At 66.0% G+C, this 16,565-nt stretch carries 12 protein-coding genes; 8 read left to right on the forward strand and 4 right to left on the reverse strand.

Features of this window, described 5'->3' with window-relative positions; genetic code table 11:
• Window positions 1–226 precede the first annotated feature (226 nt).
• Entirely contained in the window at window positions 227–1,471 is a 1,245-nt protein-coding gene (locus C477_RS12290; RefSeq protein WP_008894821.1) for a hypothetical protein, read from the reverse strand.
• A gap of 656 nt (window positions 1,472–2,127) precedes the next feature.
• The gene (locus C477_RS12300) at window positions 2,128–3,384 is read right to left on the reverse strand and encodes a divalent metal cation transporter (RefSeq protein WP_008894822.1); all 1,257 of its coding nucleotides are present in this window, start codon (window positions 3,382–3,384) and stop codon (window positions 2,128–2,130) included.
• A gap of 570 nt (window positions 3,385–3,954) precedes the next feature.
• On the opposite strand from C477_RS12300, the gene C477_RS12305 reads away from it, so the two are divergent.
• The 6 genes from C477_RS12305 (at window position 3,955) to gyrA (ending at window position 12,482) form a co-directional block, all read left to right on the forward strand.
• A complete protein-coding gene (locus C477_RS12305; protein ID WP_008894823.1) occupies window positions 3,955–5,085 on the forward strand; it encodes an ABC transporter ATP-binding protein in 1,131 nt (376 codons plus the stop codon).
• Window positions 5,082–5,882, forward strand: coding sequence for an ABC transporter (locus C477_RS12310; RefSeq protein WP_008894824.1), 801 nt, complete (start codon window positions 5,082–5,084; stop codon window positions 5,880–5,882). The genes C477_RS12305 and C477_RS12310 overlap by 4 nt, the downstream gene beginning before the upstream one ends.
• 214 nt (window positions 5,883–6,096) lie before the next feature.
• Entirely contained in the window at window positions 6,097–6,846 is a 750-nt protein-coding gene (psmA, locus tag C477_RS12315) for an archaeal proteasome endopeptidase complex subunit alpha (RefSeq protein ID WP_008894825.1), read from the forward strand.
• Window positions 6,839–7,642 (forward strand): Ntn hydrolase family protein, encoded by an 804-nt coding sequence (locus tag C477_RS12320; RefSeq protein ID WP_008894826.1) that lies wholly within the window; start codon window positions 6,839–6,841, stop codon window positions 7,640–7,642. The genes psmA and C477_RS12320 overlap by 8 nt, the downstream gene beginning before the upstream one ends.
• Before the next feature lie 119 nt (window positions 7,643–7,761).
• A complete protein-coding gene (gyrB, locus tag C477_RS12325; protein WP_008894827.1) occupies window positions 7,762–9,696 on the forward strand; it encodes a DNA topoisomerase (ATP-hydrolyzing) subunit B in 1,935 nt (644 codons plus the stop codon).
• 257 nt (window positions 9,697–9,953) lie between these two features.
• On the forward strand, window positions 9,954–12,482 hold the full coding sequence (gene gyrA / locus C477_RS12330) for a DNA gyrase subunit A (RefSeq protein ID WP_008894828.1): 2,529 nt from the start codon (window positions 9,954–9,956) through the stop codon (window positions 12,480–12,482).
• Window positions 12,483–12,681: 199 nt separating this feature from the next.
• Here gyrA and C477_RS12335 read toward each other — a convergent pair whose 3' ends face one another.
• Together C477_RS12335 and C477_RS12340 are read right to left on the reverse strand one after the other, a co-directional pair.
• Window positions 12,682–13,215: an Rrf2 family transcriptional regulator gene (locus C477_RS12335; RefSeq protein WP_008894829.1), complete on the reverse strand. Its 534-nt coding sequence runs from the start codon at window positions 13,213–13,215 to the stop codon at window positions 12,682–12,684.
• A gap of 325 nt (window positions 13,216–13,540) precedes the next feature.
• Window positions 13,541–14,221, reverse strand: a complete 681-nt coding sequence (locus C477_RS12340; protein WP_008894830.1) for a metal-dependent transcriptional regulator — start codon at window positions 14,219–14,221, stop codon at window positions 13,541–13,543.
• An 85-nt stretch (window positions 14,222–14,306) separates the two neighbouring features.
• On the opposite strand from C477_RS12340, the gene rocF reads away from it, so the two are divergent.
• Together rocF and C477_RS12350 are read left to right on the forward strand one after the other, a co-directional pair.
• Window positions 14,307–15,227, forward strand: a complete 921-nt coding sequence (gene rocF / locus C477_RS12345) for an arginase (protein ID WP_008894831.1) — start codon at window positions 14,307–14,309, stop codon at window positions 15,225–15,227.
• A gap of 111 nt (window positions 15,228–15,338) precedes the next feature.
• The gene (locus C477_RS12350) at window positions 15,339–16,508 is read left to right on the forward strand and encodes an NAD(P)/FAD-dependent oxidoreductase (RefSeq protein WP_008894832.1); all 1,170 of its coding nucleotides are present in this window, start codon (window positions 15,339–15,341) and stop codon (window positions 16,506–16,508) included.
• Window positions 16,509–16,565 lie beyond the last annotated feature (57 nt).

The raw sequence follows: 16,565 nt of genomic DNA on the forward strand, positions 1-16,565 counted from the left end.
GGCGTTCGCTCATCCCTCGCACAGTATCGTCGACCGATCCTCGCTTTCGTTCACGGCTCACTTCGTTCACCGTTCACTTTCGAGGTGCTCACTGCGTTCGCACCTCGCGTTCCTCGGATCGATCGACAGCGCGCGCCACCGCATATAGACTGAACGGGCCGGTGGCGTCGGAATACACCGACTGGCGAACTGAGAACGGATCAACGGGGGACGAGCCGACGAGTCGCTACTCTTCCTCGACGATGTCGGCCAGCACGTTCGCGATTTCCTGATTCGTCTCGGGGCTGTAGTGGCCGCCTTCGCCGCGCTCGACGTACAGCGACTCGACGCCGTCCTCGGGATCGAGATGGCGGGCCATGTCGACCGTCTCGAGGTCGTCGTACGTCTCGCCGAGTCGATCCACGAGGTCGCCGTAGATCGGGCCGTGTTCGGACTCGTACTTGGCGTACCGAAGCTGTTGGACCATCACAAAGACGGGCTGGAAGTCCCGCTCGTCGGCATAGTCGACGAACTCCTCGATCAGCGCGTCGAAGAGGTACTCGTGGGTCTCGAACAGTCGCTCGTGGTAGCGGACGCGGGGCTGTTCCATCCGGAGGACCGACTCGGTCTGAGCGGCGTCGAAGTCGACGCCCGGAATCGAGCGGCCGGCCCGCCGCTCGAGTTCCTTGCAGCCCGTGATCGCGGCGTACCGGAGGTACTCGGAGTCGTCGAGGAAGTCGCTGGTGTAGGGCACGGACGCGTAGTGGGGCTTGAACCAGTGGTCGTAGTGGAAGTCGTACTCCCGCAGGAAGTCGGCCTTGGACTCGAGGTCGAGCAGGTCCTCCTTCTCGTCGACGGGGCTGTCGATCAGTTCTAACTCGCCGTTCTCGAGGACGTACCGGGGTTTGACCGCCAGGATGTTCCCGAACTCCTGGTAGTGTTTCCAGACGGAGAGGATGCGGGCGATCGAGGAGGCAGTGACGACGACGAAGACGTAGTCGGTCTCCTCTTCGGGGTACTGGCGCTGCATGCGCAACAGCGCCTGATCGAGCCCGTAGTTGCCGCCGCCGTAGTTGGCGACGTGCGTGTCGAGCTCTTGGGCCATGTAGTGCTGGAAGGTCTCGTCGTTGTTCACCTCCCGGCAGAAGCAGTAGGAGTCGCCGTAGGTGGAGACGGTCACGTCCGCGTCCTCGTCCCGATCTTTCGCGGGACAGACCCGGCTCCCGTACTCGTCGGTCGAGTAGGTGACGACCGTCCGGAGTTCCTCGCCGGGCAGGTGGTCGCCGGTGTCCTTCTGTTTCTCCTGGTTCGGCTGTGGCACCCAGCCCAGTTCGGGGTCGAAACTACTGAACTTGCCCAGTAGTTCCCGGTCGATCTCCGGGAACTCCTCGGTCGCCACCGCGGGAATACGCTCGAGCGACTTGTACGACACTACCTCAAGGGCGACCGCGAGTACGACGAGTACGAACGCGAAGGCGACGAGCGGAAGCATTGGTTGGGGGTTTCCAGCACCGGAAGTAAGTGAATTGTGCCGTAATTCGCCATTTTCGTCGGGAACGAGAGAAGTAAGGGACGAATTCGGCTCCGCGCGCGGCGTCGCGGGTCGGCGCGCCGCTCGAGCGACGGCGTTACCGGACCGCCATCGGGTCAGTGACTCCGCCGGTCGCGGATCTTCGCAGCGCTGTAGACACCGAGACAGACTGCCAGCGCACCGACGAGGACGTCGTTCCAGAACTGACCCGCCGCCAGATCGAGCCAGACCGCTTGAACGAGCAGCAGACGCCGAGGAGGGCGACTCCCGCCAGGAGCGCTCGTCGTCGTTCGTGCCGTAACCCCGGTCGCCCGGCCCGTTCGCCCATGTCTCTCCACCGGCGCTACGCGCCCTGACTCGAAGAGACTGTGGCCCATCAATGCAAGGTTCGACGCGACTCGCCGAGTCGCCCTCGCGACCGTCGTCGTGAATCTCGCGGCGCTCGAGCGGATCGACCGATCGCCCCGCGGAGCGAAACCGATCCGACTCGAGGCCGTCATTCGGCCGGTTAGCGACCCACCGTCGCCGGGACCGGCGAGTCCCGCACGACGACCTCTCGCCGATTCGGATGAGAAATCGAACTCGACTCGAGCCGCCTTCGAATTCGGCCCCGTCGCTCAGAGGATCCCCACGATCGTCTCGTAGAGCGACTGGATCGTCGTCGCGCTGCCGATCAGCAAGACGAGTCCCGCCGCGATGAACGCGGCGTTTTCGTACCACTCGACGTCGTAGAACCGATTGACGGCGCCGATGAGCGCGAAGACGGTCACCGGTAACCCGATCGCGCCGTTGACCGCGGGCATGATGATGGCCATCTCGACGGGGCCGAACCCGGTGTAGACCAGCAGCGGGAGGGCGGTCGCCGCCGAGACGGTAATCAGTCCGATGACCGTCCGGCGGAACCGGAAGTCGCCGAACACCGTGTGCGAGCCCAGCGACTGCGGAATCATGAACCCGGCGCCGAACAGCGTCCCGGTCGCGGAGGTGATGCTCGCGAGGAAGACGGCGATCATGAACACGAGGAGCGCGCCCTGACCGAGGATGTCGGCCAGCGGCTGGCCGGGGCCGGTCAGCGTCATCTCGCCCTCCGCGAGGGTGACCGCCGAGACGATCATCACGAAGCTGCCGATCAGCAGCGTCGTCGCGATCCCGGCGGCGTTGTCTCGGCGGTACTTCCAGACGTCGGTCCACTCCTTGGTCGGCTGGATGCTCGACTGGATGAAGAAGTTCGGCCAGTAGACGGTCGTCCCGAGCAGGGCGATGACCGTCGTGAGGTAGCCGATGTCGCTGTTCAGGGCGGGCCGCAACCCGGCGGCGACCGACTGCCACGGCACGTCCAGGCCGGCCAGCAGGAGGCCGTAGGAGCCGAAGACCGCGAAGACGGCGGCCGCGATCGCCGCCTCGATTCGGTCGTAGACCTTCAGTTGGACGATCGCGATTCCCGCGCCGCCGGCGAGGACGATGCCGACGATGACGTTGTCGAGCCCCGGCAGGAGCCAGGCCAGGGCCGCGCCCGCGACGGCGTAGTTCGAGACGGCCCACAGCGCCGACATCAGCGAGATCGCGATCACCAGTGCTCGCCCGCCGACCGGGACCGCGTCGACGATGTAGTCAGCCAGCGGTTCGTCGGCCACCGCCAGCCGGGCCGACATGTCGTGGAGCGCGATGTCGATGAGGAAGGCCAGCGGAAGCACCCACAGCAGGGAGAAGGCGAAGTTCGCCCCGGCGTCGGCGAGGATGTACACCGAACCGGCGCCGAAGACGTTCGCGGCGAACAGCACGCCCAGCCCGTACCTGTAGAGGGCGTTGTGGATCGTCTTCCCGCCGGGAACGGCGTCGACGATCGTAGACGGCGAGGTGGACCGTTCGCTCATTGGCGACCACCTCCGCGGTCTCGGTCGCTGTCGCCTCGAACGGGCGACGATCGGGCGTCGTCTGCGGGCTCCTCGACGGCCGGCCGGTCAGGCCGGCGTGACGGAAAAGGGATACTCGTACGCGATGCCGTCGTCGTTCGAGCGGATGCACGTTTCATGAGTCAGTGAGCGGGAGACGCACTGTCGTCTCCCGTCAGCAACCGAGCGCGGTCGCGTGCGCCGGTTCCAACCGTGCCGCGTGGTTTGCCTCATTCTACCTGCGAACACCCAGCAAGGAGAGTCGCCAGCCGGCAGATGAAGGCGGTCTATCACGCCGCCGCGCGCGAACCGGCCGCCGGTCGTCGACGGGGACGGTCGTCCGCGTGTGCGTACACCTATTACCAGCTCATCGCGCTCTAAGACCCTGCGTCGCGGAATCGAGAAGCCGCCGCGTCGTCCGCCTCGAGCAGACGATAAACCGCGCAGTGCGATAGCAACCGTCCGCGCCGAGCCGGTGGCGTCCCTCACCGGAACTCGAGCGGACCACAAACGTCTTCTCCCCAGCGGAGCTACGAACGTGTCAACACGCCAATGACGAGCGAGTCGACGGATCTCGAGGGCGCCCGCGGGACCGACCGCAGCGACGCCGTCGGAACCGACGCCGGTCTCGAGTCGGGAACAGTGGATGACCCCGCGACGCGCGAGCGGGAGGAACCCGCGCTGGCCGTCGAAGGGCTCTCGAAGACGTTCGGGAGCGGAGACAAGGCCGTCGCGGCCGTCGAGGACGTCTCCTTTTCCGTCGCGCCGGGCGAGGTGATCGGGCTGCTCGGGCCCAACGGCGCCGGCAAGACGACTACGATCAAGTCAATCCTGGGATTGCTCCTCCCCGACGAGGGCGCGGTTCGGATCCACGGAATCGACGTCTACGACCGCCCCAGAGCGGCCTACGATCACGTCGACGCCATGCTCGAGGGGGCGCGCAACGACTACTGGCGACTCACCGTCCGGGAGAACCTGCGGTACTTCGCGGCGATTCGCGGCCGGAACCCGAACGCGCTCGCCGACCGCCACGAGGAACTGCTGGAGCGACTCGACCTCGCCGACAGGGCCGATACGCCGGTTCGGGAACTCTCGCGTGGGATGAAACAGAAGGTGTCCCTCGCGAGCGTCCTCGCCGGGGACGTCTCCGTGGCCTTCCTCGACGAACCGACGCTGGGGCTCGACGTCGAGAGTTCGCTGACGCTCCGGCGCGAACTCGTCCGGCTCGCCGACGAGCGCGGCCTGACGCTGGTGGTCTCGAGTCACGACATGGACGTCATCGAGGCCGTCTGCGACCGCGTGGTCATCATGAACGAGGGGCGGGTCGTCGTCGACGACACCGTCGAGAACCTGTTGGCGGCCTTCGAGACTCAGGGGTACCGACTCACCGTTCGCGGCGCCGACGAGTCGACCCTCGCGGCCCTCCGCGAGCGCTTCGACGTGACCGACGTCGAGCGCCTCGAGGACCGGACGCGGTTCGCGGTGGCGGCCGATTCCGAGACGTTCTACCGGCTGACCGACGCGCTGGAGGATCACGGGCTCGAACTGGTGGCGGTCGACACCGTCCAGCCCGACCTCGAGGACGCGTTCGTCGAACTGACCGGCGGGGACGGGACGGGTGCGGGGAGCGACGATCGGGACCCGGAACGTGGCACCGACGATATCGGGGGTGGAACGCGGTGAGCGTCGACTCCCGATCCGGACGGACGGGCGGCTACTACCACCTCCTGCGAGCCGTGATCGTCCGCGATCTGCTGATCTGGATCCGCTACCCCGTCAACGCGGGCATGCGGCTGTTCATCAACCTGCTGTTCTTCGGAATGTTGCTGTACGGCGGCACCCTGCTGGCGGGGCAGGCGATGGCCGACTCCCTCGAGGGACTGATCGTCGGCTACTTCCTGTGGTCGCTGGCGACCGGCGCGTACTCGGGGATCGTCAACGATATTCAGGCCGAAGCCGGCTGGGGAACTCTCGAGCGCCACTTCGTGACGCCCTTCGGCTTCGGGCCGGTGGTCCTCGCCAAGACGGTGGCGATCGTGTTCCGGACGTTTCTCACGTCCGCGGTCGTCCTCGCGGCGATGTTGTTGGCGACCGGAACGCGACTCGACCTGCACCTCGTCACCGTCGTCCCCGTGGCGACGCTGGCGATCGCCTCGACGCTCGGCCTCGGGCTGGCCATGGGCGGCTTGAGTGTCCTGTACAAGCGGATCTCGAGCGTCGTCAACCTCCTCGGGTTCGCGTTCGTCGGGCTGATCTCGGCGCCCGTCTTCGACGTCCCGTGGCTGGCCGCGCTGCCGCTGGTTCAGGGGAGCGCGCTGCTCCAGCTGGCGATGAGAAGCGGGACGCGGCTCTGGGAGTTCGACCCCGCGGCGCTCGCCGTCCTCGTCGCGACGGCCGTCGGCTACCTGGCGCTCGGCTACGCCGTCTTCGGGCTGGCGACGAGGCGCGCGCGACGGCTGGGCGTCCTCGGGGATTACTGACCGCCGCCCGCGTCCCAGTCTCGAGGCGGTCGTCGTCGGCGAATCTTTCCGGTTCGCTCGCCGAATCGGCGACGGAATCGCGACTCCGCGAGTCGTCCGCCGCGTCGCTTCGCTCGAAACCAGAGACAATTGCCACCTCCAAGCCGTGTGTCAAGAATTCTTATATATGGGGGTCCCTTACCCGAGGTGAAGGTCTCCCACGACCAGAGAACCAATGCAAGGGCAATCCCAACAGCAGGCCTACGACCGCGGGATCACGATTTTCTCCCCGGACGGACGCCTCTACCAAGTCGAGTACGCTCGCGAGGCCGTCAAACGCGGCACCGCGAGCGTCGGTATTCGCACGCCGGACGGCGTCGTGCTCGCAGCAGACCGGCAGGTCAGTTCGTCGCTCATGGAGCCCTCGAGCGTCGAAAAGATCCACAAGGCCGACGACCACGTCGGCATCGCCAGCGCCGGCCACGTGGCCGACGCGCGCCAGCTCGTCGACCTCGCGCGACGACGCGCGCAGGGCGAACAGCTCCGGTACGGCCAGACGATCGGCGTCGAGACGCTGACGCGGGCCGTCACCGATCACATTCAGGAGTACACCCAGACCGGCGGCGCCCGCCCGTTCGGCGTCGCCCTCCTCGTCGGCGGTATCGACGACGGCGAGCCGCGCCTGTTCGAGACCGACCCCTCGGGGACGGACTACGAGTGGCAGGCCGCCGCCATCGGCAGCAACCGCAACGAGATCCAGGACTTCCTCGAGGAGCAGTACCAACCGGACGCCGACCTCGACGGCGGCATCGAACTCGCGCTCCGCGCGCTCGGATCAGCCGATGACGAGCCGGTCAGCGCCGAGAACGTCGACCTCGCGACGATCGATACGGAAGACGAGACGTTCCAGACGGTCTCCCAGGAGCGACTCGAGTCGATCGTCGCGGAGATCGACCAGCCAGACGCGGAGGAGAGCGATGAATAACTGGAGTCAAGAGCCGACCCGGCAGGGAACCGATCCGTCGCCGTACGCGCCCGAACTGGGCTCGCTCCCCGACGGCAGTCAGGGTGACGACCACGGCGACACCGTCAACAAGACCGGGACGACGACGATCGGCATCACGACCGACGAGGGCGTCGTCATCGCGACGGACATGCGCGCCAGCCTCGGCGGCCGGTTCGTCTCGAACAAGAACGTCCAGAAGGTCGAGCAGATCCACCCGACCGGCGCGCTGACGCTCGTCGGCTCGGTCGGCGGCGCCCAGTCGTTCATCNCGAACAAGAACGTCCAGAAGGTCGAGCAGATCCACCCGACCGGCGCGCTGACGCTCGTCGGCTCGGTCGGCGGCGCCCAGTCGTTCATCCGAACGCTGCGCTCCGAGGTCAACCTCTACGAGTCCCGCCGCGGCGAGCCGATGCCTATCGAGGCGCTCGCGACGCTTGCGGGGAACTTCGCCCGCGGCGGCCCGTTCCGGGCGATTAATCCCATCCTCGGCGGCGTCGACGCGGAGGGCAACCACGTCTACAGCATCGACCCCGCCGGCGGCGTGATGGAAGACGACTACACCGTCACCGGCTCCGGGATGCAACTCGCCTACGGTCTCCTCGAACAGGAGTACGAGGAGGGCCTCTCGCTCGAGGAGGCGCAGTCGGTCGCGGCCCGCGCGATCGAGAGCGCCGTCGAGCGCGACACCGGCTCCGGTAACGGCGTCTTCCTCGCCGCGGTCACGGACGAGGGCGTCGACATTCAGGGTCACAACGACTTCGACGCGGTCATCTAGGGACGACCGCGGCGGTTTCTCTCGTCGTCGCAGTTCGATCCGCCCGTGGTTGCCTCGCGCGCGAGCGCGTACACGTGACTTTTATTAGTGCCGGGCGGCTATCCGAAAGCAGGTTTTACATGTCCCAGGAAAGCGAGTACGGCGCAGGCCAAATCCAGGTCCTCGAAGGCCTGGAGGCCGTGCGGAAACGGCCGGCGATGTACATCGGCTCTACGGATTCTCGAGGTCTTCACCATCTAGTCTACGAGGTGGTGGACAACTCGATCGACGAAGCACTGGCCGGTCACTGCGACGACATCACCGTCTCTATCAACGACGACGGATCGGTGAGCGTCGCCGACGACGGCCGTGGCATCCCCGTCGACACACACGACGAGTACGACCGCCCCGCACTCGAGGTGATTCTCACGGTCCTCCACGCCGGCGGCAAGTTCGACAACAAGTCCTACCAGGTCTCCGGCGGCCTCCACGGCGTCGGCGTGAGCGTGGTCAACGCCCTCTCCGAGCGACTCGAGGCCGAGGTGAAACGCGACGGTTCCGTCTTCCGTCACGCCTTCGAGGAGGGCGAACCCGTCGGCGACATGGAGCGCGTCCGCGACATGGAGGAAGACGAGGAGACCGGCACCCAGATCCGGTTCTGGCCCGACACGGGCATCTTCGAGGGCGACGAATTCTCCTTCTCGACGCTCTCGAACCGGCTTCGGGAGCTGGCCTTCCTCAACTCCGGCGTACGTATTACGCTGAGCGACGAGCGCACGGAACTGCACGACGAGGACGCGCCCGTCGAGGAGACCTACGAGTACCAAGGTGGCATCCGCGAGTTCGTCGAGTACTTAAACGAGACGCGCTCGGCGATGCACGACGACGTCATCTACTTCGAGGCCGAAGAGCAGAACATCCAGGTCGAGGTCGCGATGCAGGCCACCGAGGAACTGCAGGGCTCGATCCACGCCTTCGCGAACAACATCAACACCCGCGAGGGCGGGACTCACCTCACCGGTTTTAAGACCGCGCTGACCCGGACGGTCAACGACTACGCGAAGGACAACGACATGCTCGGCGACTTAGAGGACAACCTCAAGGGCGAGGACATCCGCGAGGGACTCACCGCCGTCATCTCGGTCAAACACCCCGATCCGCAGTTCGAGGGGCAGACGAAGACGAAACTCGGTAACTCGGAAGTGCGGGGCATCGTCGAGAGTTCGATGCACGAGGGGCTGGGCACCTACTTCGAGGAACATCCCGACACCGCCCAGGCCATCGTCACCAAGGCCGTCGAGGCCGCGAAGGCCCGCAAGGCCGCCCAGAAGGCCGAGGAGCTCACCCGGCGGAAGTCCGCCCTCGAGTCCACGTCCTTGCCCGGCAAGCTGGCCGACTGCCAGACCAAGGATCCCGACGAGGCCGAACTGTTCATCGCGGAGGGAGACTCCGCCGGCGGCAGCGCCAAACAGGCGCGGAATCCGGACTTCCAGGCGATCCTCCCCATCAAAGGGAAGATCCTGAACGTCGAGAAACACCGGCTCGACCGGATCCTCGAGAACGACGAGATCCGGAACATGATCACCGCCATCGGCGCGGGGATCGGCGACGAGTTCGACGTCGAGGACGTCCGCTACAAGAAGATCATCATGGCGACCGACGCCGACGTCGACGGCGCCCACATCCGGACGCTGCTGTTGACGTTCTTCTACCGCCACATGCGCCCGCTGCTCGAGGGCGGCTACGTCTACGCGACCCAGCCGCCCCTCTACCGGATTCGCTACCGCGGCGAGACCTACGACGCGATGACCGAGCAGGAACGCGACGAGATCGTCGCGGAGAAATGCGACGGGAACCCGTCGCAGGTCCAGCGGTTCAAGGGACTGGGCGAGATGAACCCCCAACAGCTCTGGGATACGACCATGGACCCCGACAACCGCATCCTCAAACAGATCACCATCGAGGACGCCGCGGCGGCGGACAAGATGTTCTCCGTCCTGATGGGCGACGCCGTCGAACCCCGCAAACAGTTCATCAAGGACAACGCGCCGGAGGCGGAATGGATTGATATCTAACAAACTTTTGCGCTGCGGGTCAGCGAAGCTGACCCTCGGCAAAACTTTGATGAAAAGCACTCCTCCCTCCCCTCCGCGCGGCAAGCCGCGCTCGGCTCACGGCCTTCGGCCGTTCGCCTTTCCGCGGTGCTTCGCACCGCGCTCTCCGGGTCGGTCGTCGGCCCGTTCGAGCGTCCACACAGCGGACGCTCTCACGGAGGCAGTGCTTGACACCAACCTCTCACGCAACCAACGCAATCAACGAAACCCAATGATACATGAGTTCAGACGTACCCGATCCGACTGACGTACAGGCACGAGCGGTAGAGAACGTCCGCATCGAGGACGAGATGGAGCAGAGCTACATCGACTACGCGATGTCCGTCATCGCGGGTCGTGCGCTCCCGCGCGTCGAGGACGGCCTGAAACCCGTCCACCGGCGCATCCTCTACGCGATGCACGAGATGGGCGTCTCGAGTGGCTCCTCTCACCGAAAGTCCTCCTCGATCGTCGGGGAGACGATGGGTGACTACCACCCCCACGGCGACAGCGCGATCTACGACACCCTGGTTCGGATGGCCCAGGACTTCTCGATGCGCTACCCGCTGGTTGACGGCCAGGGGAACTTCGGTTCGATGGACGGCGATCCGGCCGCCGCCCAGCGGTACACCGAGGCGCGAATGTCCTCGATCTCCGAGGAACTGCTCTCCGACATCGACAAGGACACCGTCGACTTCTCGGCGAACTACGACGACCGCCTGCAGGAGCCCGACGTGCTCCCCGCGGCGTTCCCGAACCTCCTCGTGAACGGCTCCTCCGGGATCGCGGTCGGGATGTCGACGAACATCCCGCCGCACAACTTGGGCGAGGTCATCGACGCCACGATCGAGTTGATCGACGACCCCGACGCGACGGTCGAGGACCTGATGGAGCACGTCAAGGGGCCCGACTTCCCGACCGGCGCGAACATCGTCGGCCGCGACGCCATCTACTCCGCCTACAAGACCGGCCGCGGACGCCTCCGCGTCCGCGCCGAGTTCGAGGTCGAGGAGTGGAAGAACGGCCGCGAGCGGATCGTCGTCACGGAACTCCCCTTCCAGGCCAACAAGGCCCGCCTCGTCGAGCGCATCGCCGAGGACGTCAACGAGGGCGAACTCGAGGGAATCTCCGACCTGCGCGACGAGTCCGACCGCGACGGCGTCCGCATCGTCATCGAACTCAAGCGCGGCGCCAACAGCGAGGTCGTCAAGAACCGCCTGCTCGAGAACCACTTAGAGCGAACCTTCGGCGTCATCAACCTCGCGCTGGTCGACGGCCAGCCGCGAGTGCTCTCGCTGAAGGAGACCTTAGAGGAGTACGTCGCCCACCGCCGCGAGGTCGTTCGCCGGCGCAGCGAGTACGACCTCGAGGAGGCCGAGGACCGAGCCCACATCCTCGAGGGGCGGCTGACCGCCGTCGAGAACGCCGACGACGTCGTCGAACTGATCCGCAACAGCGAGACGCGGTCGGACGCGAAGGAGAACTTACAGGACGCCTACGACTTCTCCACGGATCAGGCCGATCACATCGTCCGGATGCAACTCGGGAGCCTCACCTCGATGGAGACCACCGAGATCGAAGAGGAGTACGAGGAGGTCCAGGCCGAGATCGAACGCCTGAACGCGATCCTCGAGAGCGAGGAAGAGCTGCTGTCGGTCATCAAGGACGAACTCCGCGAGATCAAAGACGAGTACGGCGACGAGCGGCGCACCTCGATCGTCGAGGATCAGGGGACGGTCACCCACGAGGACCTCATCCCCGAGGAGGAGGTCTTCGTCGTCATGACCGAGGACGACTACGTCAAGCGGATGCCCATCGACCAGTTCGACCCCCAGGGTCGGGGCGGCAAGGGCATCATCGGCGCGGACGTCAAGGAGGGCGACCGCGTCTCGACGGTGTTCCGCGCGAACACCCACGACTACCTGCTGTGCTTCACGAATCAGGGCAAAGTCTACCAGCTCAAGACCTACGAGATCCCCGAGATGGGCCGGACCGCCCGCGGCAAGTCGGCGGTCAACATCCTCGATCTCGACCCCGGCGAGGACATCACGGCCATCGTCGACACCGACGCCTTCGGCGACGGCGAGTTCGTGACGATGGCCACCCGCCACGGCTACGTCAAGCGAACCGCCGGCGATGAGTTCGATAACATCCGCTCGACGGGGATTATCGCCGCCGATCTCGAGGAGGGCGACGAGCTCGTCGACGTCGAGGTCACCGACGGCTCGCAGGATCTGGTCATCGCCACCGAGGGCGGCATGACGATCCGCTTCGACGAGGACGAGGTTCGCGCGATGGGACGGAACGCTCGCGGGGTCAACGGGATCAAGCTCCAGAGCGACGACGCGGTCGCCGGACTGGTCGCGACCGACGAAGCGGACGGCCAGGCCCTGTTGACCGTCACTCGAAACGGGTACGGCAAGCGGACCCGGCTCTCGGAGTATCGCACCCAGTCGCGGTACGGCAAGGGACTGATCGACATCAAGACGGGCGACCGAAACGGTCCCGTGACGGCCGTCAAGGCGGTCGACGACGACGATCAGCTGGTGATGATGAGCGAGGACGGCCAGATCGTCCGGACGCGCGTCGACGAGATTTCGACGGTCGGGCGCAACACGATGGGCGTGATCGTCATGGACGTCGAGGACGGCGACGCGGTCGCCAGCGTCGACGACATCCCGGCGGCCGCGACGGGCGACGTCGATGCGGACGCCGATGCCGATGTCGACGACGATGCCGACGTTCCCACTGACGCCGAAGAGAACTGACAGCCGCCGGTAGCCCGGCCGGGTATCGACCCCGTCGGACGCGATAGCGACCGTCACTGGTTTTCGTCGCTCGAGCAAGCGTCGAGAGTCTCGACTCCGCGACTCGAGGCGCCGTCGTGCGACAGAATATCACGCGAGCGGGCGGGCCGCTAGAACGCGAAGAGAGCGAAGAAAAATCGAGAGCGATCGTCGGTCGCCGTTAGTGGGACGGCTCTTCGGCCGGGGCGACCATGTCTTCGATCCGCAGGATGAGGATGTTGTTCGTGTCGTCCTTGCCGTCGACGCGGCCCTCGATGAGGAGCTTCGACAGCGGGGTCGGGCCGACGGTGACGGCGTCGTCCTCGTGGATCTCGCCCATCGAACCCTGCATGTGGATCTCGGCGCGGCAGAGTTCGGGGTGGTGGACGCTCGAGAGGTCGATCTCCTCGACGATGACGTCGTCGATGGGTTCGCCCTCGTGTTCGATCGGGACCGAGGCCGGGTCGTCCATCTGCTGGATCTCGAGGGCCTCGTAGGCCGAGGCCGTGGGTTTGTACCCGCCTTTAGGTCCGGGTACGCCCTCGACGAGCTGGAGGGCTTTGAGACTCTGCATCTGGTTACGGATCGTCCCGGGGTTGCGGTCGACCTGTTCGGCGATATCCTCGCCTTTGATCGCGGCTTCGGACTCCTTGTGCAGATTCGTCAATGCACGGAGGATTTTCTTCTGGCTGGGGGTGAGTTCGATGGATGACATACTGAATTGTTCGTAATTGATTTCCTTAAACCCGACGGGTGAGCCGGGAGTAACGCGGTAATTCTGTCGTTCGAACGCACCCTAGTAAGGTGTTTTGTTTCGGCGATCGACGGCCGGGTGCGTTCGCCGATCCGTCCGGCGGTTCAGCCCGCGGCGAGCTACGCCTCGAGGTGGAACTAAAGGCGAAGTGACGCTGCGGCGGCACCGTTCGATCCCGCGCGACCGCGCCGCCGACCGTCGGCCCCTCCGTGACGCTGTGGATCGCGAACGCCGGCACGAACAGCACGATCTGGGTCGAGTTCCCCCGAACGAACGCGACGACGGACTACTGTTCGAGTTCCGGCGGCTCGGTGACGCGGACGTGGTGGGCGACGGACTCGGGCAGAGAGACGTCGGCGTCGTGGTCGCTCGAGCGGGCGGTGATCATCCCGAAGGGGGCGACCTCAACGATCTTGAGTTCGACGCCGGGTCTGACCCCGTGTTCGGCGAGGTAAGAGAGGACGTCGGCGTCGCGGTCGGCGACCTCCTCGACGATCACGGTGTCGCCCGCCGAGAACGAGGTGACGGATTCGCCATCGGGGCGTTCGGGCGGCTCGAGGTCGGCGCCGGGGATCGGCGCGCCGTGGGGGTCGACCGTCGGTTCGCCGAGGACGTCCGCAACGCGGGCCTCGAAGTCCTCGCTGATGTGGTGCTCGAGCCGGTCGGCCTCCTCGTGGACCTCCGCCCAGTCGTAGTCGAGGTGTTCGGTGAGGTAGGCCTCGAGCAGCCGGTGGTGACGGACGACCTCGAGGGCGACGGTTTCGCCCTCGTCGGTCAGGGTGACGCCCCTGTACTTCTCGCGGTCGACGAGCCCCCGCTCCTCGAGTTTGTCGAGCATGCTGGTGACCGTCGGCGACGTGACGTCCAGCTCGTCGGCGATGGCCGACGTCTTGATCCGGTCGTCGGTCTCGCGCTGGAGCTGGTAGATCGTCTTGAGGTAGTCCTCCATCACGTCGCTCAGCATCATGGTGCTCGGATTTAGACGGGTCTACCCCTAAAGCTGTCGCCGTCTCTATCGCCACCGTCAAACCGCCGGGCGACGAAGGCCGAGTATGGCTACGACCGTCAGAATCATCGGCGCGCCGATGGACTACGGGGCGGATCGCCGCGGCGTGGACATGGGACCATCGGCGATCAGGTACGCCGAGGTGGCTGATCGGCTCTCGGACGCCGGCGTCACCGCCGTCGACGACGGCGACCTCTTGATTCCGCGAGCCGAGGAGCGCGATCCCAACACCGACGAACCGATCGAGGGGACGGCGAAGTTCCTCCGGGAAGTCGAGGATGTCTGTACACGGCTGGAAGAACGAGTCGCGGAAACGCTGGCGGACGGCGAGTTTCCGCTCGTGCTGGGCGGGGACCACTCGGTCGCCATCGGTTCGATGCGCGGTTCGGCCCGCGAGGCGGACCTCGGCGCGATCTGGTTCGACGCCCACGCGGACCTCAACACGCCCAAGACGTCGCCTAGCGGCAACGTCCACGGAATGCCGCTTGCCGCGACGCTGGGACGGGGCGCCTTCGGCGACCTGTCGTGGGCCCGCGCGCCGCGCGTCCGCGAGGAATCGATCGCCTACGTCGGCCTCCGGAGCATCGACGAGCGCGAGCGCGAACTGGTCCGCGACAGCGAGATGACGGCGTACACGATGGCCGACATCGACGAGCGCGGGATGACCGCCGTCGTCGAAGACGCCCTCGACGTCGCGACCGACGGCACCGACGGCGTTCACGTCAGCCTCGACTTAGACTGGGTCGATCCCAAGACTGCGCCGGGGGTCGGCACGCCGGTCCGCGGCGGCGTCACCTACCGGGAAGCTCACGCCGCACTCGAGACCGTCTCCGAGCGCCACGCGGCCGAGGAGATCATCCGGTCGATGGACGTCGTCGAGGTCAATCCGATTCTGGACGAGGGCAACGAGACGGCGACCATCGCGGCCGAACTCACCGCGAGCGCGTTCGGAAACCGAATTCTCTGAACAGGTGTCGTTTCGGAGATAGTTTCCGACGGCGATACGTTGCATGGGAATACCTAACACGTGCATGAACGTTCCAACACCTTTGTATCGGAGGGTTTCGGAATAGGAGATATGACTGAGAACGTCGTCGTACTCGGAGCCGGTTACGCCGGTGCCGGTGCGATCAACAAGCTCCAGTCGGAGCTCGGGGGTAATGCACGGCTGACCTGGATCGCTGACGTCGACTATCATCTGGTTCTTCACGAATCCCACCGCGTCATTCGGGATCCGGACGTCCGCTCGGATATCACCTTCCCGGTCACCCAGATCGCCGATCCGTCGACCCGGTTCATCCAGGACGAGGTCGTCGGCCTCGACGTCGACGATCAGGTCGTCGAACTCGCTGACAGCGAGGACGTCGAATACGACTACGTTCTCGTCGGTCTGGGCAGCCAGACCGCCTACTACGGCATTCCCGGCCTCGAGGAGCACTCGCTGACGCTGAAGAGTCTCGACGACGCCCTCGAGATCCACGACGCCGTCAAGGAGGCCAGCCAGGAGGCCACCCGCGGCGAGCCCGCACAGGTCGTCATCGGCGGCGCCGGGCTCTCGGGCATCCAGACCGCCGGCGAGATCGCGGAGTTCCGCGACAACCACCGCGCGCCGATCGAGATCCACCTCGTCGAGGCCCTAGAGGAGATCTTCCCCGGTAACGACCCCGAGATCCAGCAGGCCCTGCGCGACCTGCTCGAGGAGGCCGGCGTCCAGATCCACACGGACGACCCGATCACCGAGGCCACCGAGGACCACATCGAGTTCGACGAGGGCGAGCCCCTCGATCACGACGTCCTCGTCTGGACCGGCGGCATCACCGGCCGCGACGCCTTCGACGACGCCGACCTCGAGAACGAGCACAACCGCCTCAACACCGAGGCCAACTTCCAGACCTCCGACGAGCGCGTCTTCGCCATCGGCGACTCGGCGATCATCAACCAGGGCGACCAGCCCGCACCGCCGACCGCCCAGGCCGCCTGGCAGGCCGCCGAGGTCGCCGGCGAGAACATCTCCCGCGCCATCGAGAACCGTCCGCTGCGGACCTGGGAGCACGAGGACAAGGGGACCGTCATCTCCGTCGGCGAGAAGGCCGTCGCCCACGAGGTCAAGCCGGCCTTTGGCGTCTCCCTGCCCGTCGACACGTTCGGCGGCGCCCCCGCGAAGAACCTCAAGAAGATGATCGCGGCCCGCTGGATCGCGGACATCACCTCCTGGAACGAGGCCCGTAAGTCCTGGTCGTCGCTGTAAGCGACTCGATCGACGTCTCTCGATCCGACTCACCCCTGTTTTTTCCGCCGATCGCCG

The organism is Haloterrigena salina JCM 13891 (assembly GCF_000337495.1).
Lineage (GTDB): Archaea > Halobacteriota > Halobacteria > Halobacteriales > Natrialbaceae > Haloterrigena > Haloterrigena salina.

Coding starts and splice junctions, on each gene's coding strand:
- C477_RS12290 (WP_008894821.1), bottom strand. CDS start 1,471: ATGCTTCCGCTCGTCGCCTTCGCGTTCGTACTCGTCGTACTCGCGGTC.
- C477_RS12300 (WP_008894822.1), bottom strand. CDS start 3,384: ATGAGCGAACGGTCCACCTCGCCGTCTACGATCGTCGACGCCGTTCCC.
- C477_RS12305 (WP_008894823.1), top strand. CDS start 3,955: ATGACGAGCGAGTCGACGGATCTCGAGGGCGCCCGCGGGACCGACCGC.
- psmA (WP_008894825.1), top strand. CDS start 6,097: ATGCAAGGGCAATCCCAACAGCAGGCCTACGACCGCGGGATCACGATT.
- gyrB (WP_008894827.1), top strand. CDS start 7,762: ATGTCCCAGGAAAGCGAGTACGGCGCAGGCCAAATCCAGGTCCTCGAA.
- gyrA (WP_008894828.1), top strand. CDS start 9,954: ATGAGTTCAGACGTACCCGATCCGACTGACGTACAGGCACGAGCGGTA.
- C477_RS12335 (WP_008894829.1), bottom strand. CDS start 13,215: ATGTCATCCATCGAACTCACCCCCAGCCAGAAGAAAATCCTCCGTGCA.
- C477_RS12340 (WP_008894830.1), bottom strand. CDS start 14,221: ATGATGCTGAGCGACGTGATGGAGGACTACCTCAAGACGATCTACCAG.
- rocF (WP_008894831.1), top strand. CDS start 14,307: ATGGCTACGACCGTCAGAATCATCGGCGCGCCGATGGACTACGGGGCG.
- C477_RS12350 (WP_008894832.1), top strand. CDS start 15,339: ATGACTGAGAACGTCGTCGTACTCGGAGCCGGTTACGCCGGTGCCGGT.